At 63.3% G+C, this 7459-nt stretch carries 5 protein-coding genes and 1 pseudogene; 3 read left to right on the top strand and 3 right to left on the bottom strand.

What is annotated here, in order from left to right:
- Positions 1 to 104 precede the first annotated feature (104 nt).
- Positions 105 to 1451: a class II 3-deoxy-7-phosphoheptulonate synthase gene (locus IAE39_RS28530; RefSeq protein ID WP_201207809.1), complete on the bottom strand. Its 1347-nt coding sequence runs from the start codon at positions 1449 to 1451 to the stop codon at positions 105 to 107.
- A gap of 115 nt (positions 1452 to 1566) precedes the next feature.
- Between IAE39_RS28530 and IAE39_RS28525 the strand changes: the two genes are divergently transcribed.
- Complete coding sequence (locus IAE39_RS28525; protein WP_201207808.1) at positions 1567 to 2322, top strand: spermidine synthase; 756 nt, start codon at positions 1567 to 1569, stop codon at positions 2320 to 2322.
- A gap of 397 nt (positions 2323 to 2719) precedes the next feature.
- A pseudogene (locus IAE39_RS28520) lies at positions 2720 to 4436 on the top strand (DEAD/DEAH box helicase).
- Between the two features lie 152 nt (positions 4437 to 4588).
- Here IAE39_RS28520 and IAE39_RS28515 read toward each other — a convergent pair.
- On the bottom strand, positions 4589 to 5356 hold the full coding sequence (locus IAE39_RS28515) for a DODA-type extradiol aromatic ring-opening family dioxygenase (protein WP_201207806.1): 768 nt from the start codon (positions 5354 to 5356) through the stop codon (positions 4589 to 4591).
- A gap of 102 nt (positions 5357 to 5458) precedes the next feature.
- Here IAE39_RS28515 and IAE39_RS28510 point away from each other — a divergent pair, with 102 nt between their 5' ends.
- Positions 5459 to 6109 carry a thiopurine S-methyltransferase gene (locus IAE39_RS28510; protein WP_201207805.1) on the top strand — a complete coding sequence of 217 codons (651 nt, stop codon included), beginning with the start codon at positions 5459 to 5461 and terminating at the stop codon, positions 6107 to 6109.
- A gap of 171 nt (positions 6110 to 6280) precedes the next feature.
- Here the strand turns inward: IAE39_RS28510 and htpX are convergent, their stop codons facing one another.
- Positions 6281 to 7168 carry a protease HtpX gene (gene htpX, locus IAE39_RS28505; protein WP_012271122.1) on the bottom strand — a complete coding sequence of 296 codons (888 nt, stop codon included), beginning with the start codon at positions 7166 to 7168 and terminating at the stop codon, positions 6281 to 6283.
- Positions 7169 to 7459 lie beyond the last annotated feature (291 nt).

The raw sequence follows: 7459 nt of genomic DNA, 5'->3' as shown, positions 1-7459 counted from the left end.
CCCGTCACCTCCCTCCGCATGCCCTTCGCTCGGCCTCCTGAAGTCGCAATCTGCGGCGCCTGAGCTACCGCGCGCTTAGAAGCAAGATCAAAAGCGAAAAGCGGTTAGCGCCTTACTTGTTTGAGCGTCTCGGCAATCAAGAACGCCAACTCCAGCGACTGGTCGGCATTCATTCGCGGGTCGCAATGGGTGTGATACCGGTCCGACAACGCATCCTCGGTAATCGGCCGCGCGCCACCGATGCATTCGGTAACGTTCTGCCCGGTCATCTCGATATGAATGCCACCCGCATGGCTGCCCTCGGCCTGGTGCACCTGGAAGAACTGCTTCACCTCGTCCAGGATCTGCGCAAAGTCACGGGTCTTGTAACCGCTGCTGGCCTTGATGGTGTTGCCGTGCATCGGGTCGGAACTCCACAACACCTTGCGCCCTTCGCGCTCGACCGTGCGGATCAGCCCCGGCAGGTGGTCACCCACCTTGCTCGCACCCATACGCACGATCAGGTTCAGGCGCCCCGGGTCGTTGGCCGGGTTGAGGGTGTCGATCAGGCGGATCAGCTCTTCAGGGTTCATGCTCGGGCCAACCTTGACCCCGATCGGGTTATGCACCCCACGCAGGAACTCGACATGGGCGCCGTCCAGCTGGCGCGTGCGGTCGCCGATCCACAGCATGTGCGCCGAGCAGTCGTAGTAGTCGCCGGTCAGGCTGTCCTGGCGCACAAAGGCTTCTTCATAGTTCAGCAGCAACGCTTCGTGGGCGGTGAAAAAACTGGTTTCGCGCAGCTGTGGCGCGCTGTCCAGGCCGCAGGCACGCATGAACGCCAGGGTCTCATCGATGCGGTTGGCCAACTGGTGGTACTTGTCGGCCAGCGCCGAGTTGGCGATGAAATCCAGGTTCCACTTGTGCACCTGGTGCAGGTCGGCAAAGCCGCCCTGGGCGAAGGCACGCAGCAGGTTGAGGCTGGCGGTGGCCTGGTGGTAGGCCTGCAGCAGGCGGTCCGGGTCGGGGATGCGGCTTTTCGCGTCGAAGCCGATGCCATTAACGATGTCACCCCGGTAGGCCGGCAGGGTGATGTCGCCGATGGTTTCATCGCCCGCCGAGCGTGGCTTGGCGAACTGCCCGGCCATGCGCCCGACCTTGACCACCGGGCAGCCGGCGGCAAAGGTCATGACAATGGCCATTTGCAGCAGCACCTTGAAGGTGTCGCGGATTTTTGCGGCCGAGAATTCGGCGAAGCTCTCGGCGCAATCGCCACCCTGCAACAGGAACGCGCGGCCTTCGGTCACCTCGGCAAACTGCCGGCGCAGCTCGCGTGCCTCGCCCGCGAACACCAGCGGCGGGTAGCTGGCCAGGGTCTGCTCGACCTTCAGCAGGTGCGCGGCATCGGGGTAGGTCGGTTGCTGCTGGATCGGCAAAGCGCGCCAGCTGTCGGGGCTCCACGGTTGGTTCATGTCGGGCTCGGTCTTGTAGGTTATCGGCTATAGGCCATGGTAACAGTTGGCGCCGCGCTTGTTGCATCAGGGGCGTTGGCGGACAATGCGCGTTTTTGTGCGGGTGGGTGTGAGCATGACGGCGGAACGGCAAGAGCGGCTACTGGCACGGGTGGAGGATGCCTTTGGCGTCATCAGCGTGTACGAAGTAGACGACTACCGCTTTCTGGAGTTCGGCGATGCCATCGAGCAAAGCTGCGTGTTCACCGCCGACCCCAGCTGGCTGGAGTACGACTACACCCGGGCCATGCTGGTGGGCGCCTTGTGCCATGAGCAGCCGGAAAGCGCGCTGTTTTTGGGCCTTGGCGCCGGCACGCTGACCCAGGCCTGCATGAAGTACCTGCCGCTGGACGATATCGAAGCCATCGAACTGCGCCCGGACGTGCCGCGCCTGGCCATGGAGTACATGGGCCTGGACGACGACCCGCGGTTGTATGTGCGCATCGGCGATGCGCTGGAGCTGTTGCCCACGGCAGAAAAGGCCGACCTGTTGTTCGTTGACCTGTATACCGACCACGGGCCGGGGGTAGGGCACCTGGCGTGGAACTTCCTGGAGAGCTGCCAGCAGCAGCTGAACCCGGGTGGCTGGCTGGTGATCAACCAGTGGGCCACTGATGACGGCAAGCCGCTGGGCGCGGCCTTGTTGCGCGGGCTGTATCATCGGCATTACTGGGAGTTGCCGGTGAAGGAGGGCAATGTGATTCTGCTGGTGCCGGCGGAGCTGGAGCAGAACCTGGACATGGAAGGCTTGCGGGCTCGGGCTGAGGCGCTGGCGCCGCGGTTGGGGTACAGCCTGGAAGGGTTGATCCGCGAGATTCGGCCGGCTACCTGAAGACCGCGTCGCCTTCTTCGCGGGTAAACCCGCTCCCACAGGGATAGCGCCAGCCTGGAGGGCAGCGCCGAACCTGTGGGAGCGGGTTTACCCGCGAAGAAGGCGACGCGGTATGGCAGAAAGGAATCGATTCAGCCCCTCATCGCTGATGGCCCGATACTGGCCCGGTACCCTGAAAATATTCCTCACGTCCCTGCACTATTTCGGGTATAGTACGCGCCGGTCTTTTAGCGGACCTCAAAATCAGGTGGTGCAAATCCTCCGAGTCCAGCTTCGGCTGCACGTCCGCTAGGCGGACCTTCCCAAAGTTTTCTTTTTCAATCGTTTTCGCAAATCCCCGCCGACAAAGCTGCCTGGGTGACCTTCCGGTCTTTCAAGGCATGTGCAGCTTTGCAGCATGGGTCTTTGCGGATGCACTTAGAGGCAGACCCATGACCCAGGAAACCGGCGGCTTCGCCGCTCTCGATCTTAATCCGAATATTGTTGCTGCCGTTCTGGCGACCGGCTACGAAGAGCCGTCCGCCATTCAGCAACAATCGATCCCGATCATCCTCGCCGGTCACGACATGATCGGCCAGGCGCAGACTGGCACCGGCAAGACCGCTGCCTTCGCCCTGCCGATCCTCAACAAGATCGATGTGAGCAAGCGCGAACCGCAAGCCCTGATCCTGGCGCCAACCCGTGAGTTGGCGCTGCAAGTTGCTACCGCTTTCGAAACCTACGCCAAGCAGATGCCAGGCGTAAACGTGGTTGCCGTGTACGGTGGTGCCCCGATGGGCCCACAGCTGCGCGCCATCCGCAACGGTGCGCAAATCGTCGTCGCTACCCCGGGCCGCCTGTGCGACCACCTGCGTCGTGACGAAAAAGTCCTGTCGACCGTACAGTACCTGGTACTGGACGAAGCGGACGAAATGCTCAAGCTGGGCTTCATGGATGACCTCGAAGTGATCTTCGACGCAATCCCGGCTACCCGTCAGACCGTACTGTTCTCCGCTACCCTGCCGTCGTCGATCCGTTCGATCGCCGAGCGCCACCTGCGTGAACCGAAGCACGTCAAGATCCAGAGCAAGACCCAGACCGTTACCGCGATCGAGCAGGCCCACCTGATGGTCCACGCCGACCAGAAGATCCCGGCTGTGCTGCGTTTGCTGGAAGTGGAAGAGTTCGACGCGCTGATCGCCTTCGTGCGTACCAAGCAAGCCACCCTGGACCTGGCCGCCGCGCTGGAAGCCAAGGGCTACAAGGCTGCCGCGCTGAACGGCGACATCGCTCAGAACCAGCGTGAGCGCGTGATCGACTCGCTGAAAGATGGCCGCCTGGACATCGTCGTCGCTACCGACGTCGCTGCCCGTGGCCTGGACGTACCGCGCATCACTCACGTGTTCAACGTTGACATGCCGTACGACCCGGAGTCCTACGTGCACCGTATCGGCCGTACCGGCCGTGCCGGTCGCGATGGCCGTGCACTGCTGCTGGTCACCCCACGTGAGCGCCGCATGCTGCAGGTGATCGAGCGTGTTACCGGGCAGAAGGTTGCCGAAGCGCGCCTGCCGAATGCCCAGGCCGTGCTGGATGCCCGCATCAAGAAGCTGACCAGCAGCCTGGCGCCGCTGGTAGCCGAAGCAGAAGCCACCCATGGCGAACTGTTCGACCGCCTGACCAACGACCTGGGCTGCAGCGCCCGTGCCCTGGCTTCGGCCCTGCTGCGCAAGGCCACCAATGGCCAGGCGCTGGACCTGGCTGCGGTAGAGCGTGAGCAGCCGCTGGTGCCGGGCGTTGGTGCCCCGCGTGGCGAGCGTACCGAACGTGGTGAGCGTGGCGAGCGCCCAGACCGTGGTGACCGCGAGCGCCGTGCGCCGCTGCCACTGGCCGAAGGCCGCGTGCGCTGCCGTACTGCCCTGGGTGCCCGTGACGGCATCGCCGCCAAGAACCTGCTGGGCGCGATCCTCAACGAGGGTGGCCTGGCGCGTGACGCCATCGGCCGCATCCAGGTGCGCGACAGCTTCAGCCTGGTCGAGCTGCCGGAAGACGGCCTCGAGAAGCTGCTGTCCAAGCTCAAGGACACCCGCGTGGCTGGCAAGCAGCTGAAGCTGCGTCGCTACCGCGAGGATTGATCCTGGCGTAATAAAAAATCCCCGGCCTTGGCTGGGGATTTTTTTTGCCTGTCAGGGCCTCTTCGCGGGTAAACCCGCTCCCACAGAGTACCCCACAGGTTTCAAGGCCTGTGCTGTACCTGTGGGAGCGGGTTTACCCGCGAAGAGGCCCCTCAGCCGAACCGATAAATGTCCATCCCCAACGCCCCCAAGGTGAACCCTTGGTGCACCACCCCGAATTTGCCCCCAGCCCCAAGGGCAAAAAACAACGGCAACAAATGCTCATCACTGGGGTGGTTACGCACCGCAAACGGCGCCTGCTGCCGATAACCCAGCAACGCCTCCCGGTCACCCGCCTGCAGCTTTTCCACCACCCAATCCCTGAACGCCAGCGCCCAAGGCTCGATCACCTCCGGCCCGGCATGCCAGTCCAGTTCGCCCAGGTTATGGGTAATGCTGCCCGACCCTATCAGCAGCACACCCTCGCCACGCAACCCGGCCAGCGCCTGGCCTACCTTCACCTGCAGCGCCGGCCCCATGTGGCTGGGCAGCGAGACCTGCACCAACGGAATGCTCGCATCCGGGTACATCAGCGACAGCGGCACCCAGGCGCCGTGGTCGAACGGCCGCTGTGCATCCAGCCGTGCAGGTAGCCCTGCAGCCTGCAACAACTCACTGACCTGGCCGGCCAGCGTAGGGTTACCCGGTGCCGGGTACTGCACCGCGTACAAGGCCGGCGGGAAGCCGTAGAAGTCATGCCAGGTCTCTGGCTGTGCGCTGCCGGTCACCAGCAGCTCGCGGCTTTCCCAGTGCGCCGACACCACTACGATCGCCTTCGGCCGGGGCAGGGCGTTGGCCAACCCGGCCAGTGCCGGCCCGCTGGCGCCGGGTTGCAGGGCAAGCATGGGGGAACCGTGGGAAATGAACAGGCTGGGCAGCATGGCGGGGGTCCTGAAGGTTAAGATGCAAACATCTTCGATCAACTACAGATCGAAATCCAAACCAAGTTTTGCCGACAAACCATCTAAAAATCGGGAGTGATCATGGAGCCAGCGTTCTGGCAAAAGCGGTGGGCCGATAACCAGATCGGCTTTCACCAGGCGCAGGTGAACCCGTATCTGCAGCAGTATTGGCCAACGTTGCAGCTGGCACCGGGCAGCCGCGTGCTGGTGCCACTGTGCGGCAAGAGCCTGGACCTGGCCTGGCTCGCAGGGCAGGGCTACCGGGTGTTGGGTGTGGAGCTGTCGCGGCGGGCGGTGGAGGGTTTCTTCCGTGAGCATGGGCTTGAAGCCGAAGTGCGGCAGCAGGGCGCGTTCGAGGTGTGGCGCAGTGGTGATGTGGAGCTGTGGTGTGGTGATTTCTTTGCCTTGCGGGCGGAGGATGTCGGTGATTGCGTGGGGTTGTATGACCGGGCGGCGGTAATTGCCTTGCCGGTGCAGATGCGGGCGGCGTATATGCAGGCGCTGTCGGCGTTGTTGCCGGCGGGTTGCCGTGGGTTGGTGGTGACGCTGGACTATGACCAGGCGCTGCTGGCCGGGCCGCCGTTTTCGGTGGGGGATGAAGAGCTGCGGCAGGGGTTTGCCGGGTGGCGGGTGGATGAGTTGGAGGTTGTGCAGGTGATTGGGGAGAGTCCGAAGTTTTTGCAGGCCGGGGCTTCAAGCTTGCTGGAGCGGGTTTACCGGGTTAGCCGCTGACAGATGTGTAGCCTGTGCTGGCCCTTTCGCGGGTAAACCCGCTCCCACAGGAATACCACAGGCCTGAATATTGTGGGATCCCTGTGGGAGCGGGTTTACCCGCGAAGAGGCCGGTACAGGCAGACACAAAAAAAGGGCGACCGAAGTCGCCCTTTCTATTTGCCAGGTGGATCAACCGCGGCGGCGCAGGGCCTCGATGCGGTCTTCCAGCGGCGGGTGGCTCATCAGCAGGCCCGCCAGGCCGTGCTTCAGGCCGCCATTGATGCCGAAGGCCTTCATGGTATCGGGCATGTGCACCGGCAGGCCTTGTTCCACGCGCAGGCGCTGCAGCGCGCCGATCATCGCCGAGGTGCCGGCCAGCTGCGCACCGGCCTCGTCGGCACGGTATTCGCGGCGGCGCGAGAACCACATCACGATCATGCTGGCCAGGATACCCAGGATCAGCTCGGCCACGATGGTCGCCACGTAGTAGGCAATGCCCTGGCCTTCTTCATTCTTGAAGATCACCTTGTCGACGAAGTTGCCGATGATGCGGGCGAAGAACATCACGAAGGTGTTCACCACGCCCTGCACCAGCGCCAGGGTGACCATGTCGCCGTTGGCCACGTGGCCAATTTCGTGGGCCAGTACCGCACGCACCTCATCGGGCGAGAAACGCTCCAGCAGGCCCTGCGACACTGCGACCAGCGCGTCGTTGCGGTTCCAGCCGGTGGCGAAGGCGTTGGCCTCGTAAGCCGGGAAGATACCCACCTCGGGCATTTTGATGCCCGCTTCACGAGACAGCTCTTCGACCGTTTGCAGCAGCCACTGTTCGTGGCGGGTGCGGGGCTGGCTGATGATCTGGGTGCCGGTGCTCATCTTCGCCATCCACTTGGAGATGAACAGCGAGACCAGGGAGCCGGCAAAGCCGAACACGGCGCAGAACACCAGCAGGCTGCTGAGGTTCAGGTCGACCCCGTTGGCGGCCATGAACCCGTTGAAACCGAACAGGCTCAGGGTAATGCTTGCAACCAGCACCACCGCAAGGTTGGTGGCTACAAACAACAGAATGCGCATCATGGTTGTTACGTTCTCCTGACGGATGAGTTGTCGCTTACTGCGGGGTATATAAGGTGCCTGCCGTGCCGATTCAATCGGGCGACTATTTCAAACTGTGTACGGCGGAGTATGGCAGAGGATGGCGCGGGGGCTGTGGGATAGAGCGTTGCAGGATGTAAGAATTGGTGTTCGCCTTGAGAATTGCGGCGTCTGTGAGATCGAGCGCCGCAGGTGTTCGCCGAAACATCTGCGGCGCCTAGGAGATCGAGCGCCGCCCGCGCGGCGCTTCGCGGGTAAACCCGCTCCTACGTT

This window comes from Pseudomonas sp. S37 (genome assembly GCF_016658545.1).
Taxonomy (GTDB): Bacteria; Pseudomonadota; Gammaproteobacteria; order Pseudomonadales; family Pseudomonadaceae; genus Aquipseudomonas.
This window is presented reverse-complemented; position numbering and strand designations above follow the sequence as displayed.